The organism is Bradyrhizobium sp. 87, assembly GCF_023073015.1.
GTDB lineage: Bacteria > Pseudomonadota > Alphaproteobacteria > Rhizobiales > Xanthobacteraceae > Bradyrhizobium > Bradyrhizobium canariense_D.
On record NZ_JADPIQ010000116.1, the window covers coordinates 1 to 649 of the forward strand.

The window sequence follows — 649 nt, forward strand, 5'->3', positions numbered from 1 at the left end:
CTCGTCGCGAACCCGGCCAAGCGTCAGGCGAAGGTCGAGGCCCGGTGTCGCCAAATGATTGAGGAGCGCGGTCGCAAACGGGCTGTGCGCACCGTCGCCGTCGCCGGCGACCGCGCCGGCCTTGGCGGCGAACGCAATCAGCGTATCCGCCGTGGCGGGCTCGATCTTGGCGAGGCCGCGGCCCATCGAACGCGTGGCGACACTGCGTGTCATCCGCTCTGCAAACGGATTGTCGCGGCAGGCATCGAGGATGACGAGCCGCAGCCGCTTCGCCGGATTTATCGCCTGGAGAATCCGGTCCAGCGGGACCGCCTCGTCCTCGACGTCGAAATCGCTCTGCAGCCTGGCATCTGCCGGAATCAGGAAGTTCGCGCCGTTCACCTCGATGCCGTGACCGGCGTAATAGACCACGGCCATGTCGGAATCCGCGGCAACCGCAGCAAAATCGCGCACCGCCCGCCGCATCTCGATGACGCCGAGATCGCGGCGAAGCTCCACGATATCGAACCCCATCCGCTTGAACACGTCGCTGATGGCGGCCGCGTCGCTGTCGGGATTGGCCAGCCGCGCGACGCTCTGGTAGTTGGACACACCAAGGACCAGCGCCACTCGCTTGTCGGCCTGCGCGGTCGTCGCCGCTGCCAGCATC

At 67.0% G+C, this 649-nt stretch carries 1 protein-coding gene; it reads right to left on the bottom strand.

What is annotated here, in order from left to right; translation table 11 throughout:
- On the bottom strand, positions 1 to 648 hold a 648-nt coding region (locus tag IVB50_RS29840), incomplete at its 3' end, for a caspase family protein (RefSeq protein WP_247298935.1).
- Between the last annotated feature and the right edge of the window lies 1 nt (position 649).